The organism is Paenibacillus sp. KS1 (assembly GCF_001680695.1).
GTDB classification, from domain to species: domain Bacteria; phylum Bacillota; class Bacilli; order Paenibacillales; family Paenibacillaceae; genus Paenibacillus_B; species Paenibacillus_B suaedae.
This window is the reverse complement of sequence record NZ_MAIS01000310.1, coordinates 1-445: the sequence shown is the minus strand read 5'-3', so window position 1 is coordinate 445 and position 445 is coordinate 1. Positions and strand designations below refer to the sequence as shown.

At 60.7% G+C, this 445-nt stretch carries 1 protein-coding gene; it reads left to right on the top strand.

Going from position 1 to position 445, the window contains the following annotated elements; translation table 11 throughout:
• Positions 1-445: condensation domain-containing protein (locus BBG47_RS28460; RefSeq protein ID WP_139070847.1), on the top strand; the 445-nt coding region annotated here is incomplete at both ends.

Genomic DNA, 445 nt, shown 5'->3' with positions numbered 1-445 from the left:
TGACGCCAAGCGATTTGCTGCAGCCTGGCTTTACGCAAGAAGAGCTGGATGCGCTCATGCATCGGAGCGCAGCGTTAGGTGAGATCGAAGATGTGTACGCGCTGACGCCAATGCAGCAAGGGATGCTGTTCCACAGCCGCCTGGATCCGCAAGCCGGCGCCTACGTGAACCAGATCCATCTGACCCTGCAAGGCGAGCTGCAGCCGACAGTGTTTGAACAAAGCTGGCAAGCCGTCGTGCAGCGGCATGCGGTGCTGCGAACGAGCATCGACAGTGAGTGGCGAAGTGAGCCGCTGCAAGTCGTGTACCGGAAGCGGCCGTTTACAATCGCCTATCGCGATCTGTCGATGCACGACGCGGGCGAGCAGGCAGCCTGCATAGCGCAGTGGAAGTCGGACGACCGGAAGCAAGGCTTTGCGGTAGCGTCGGAGAGCCTGATGCGTGT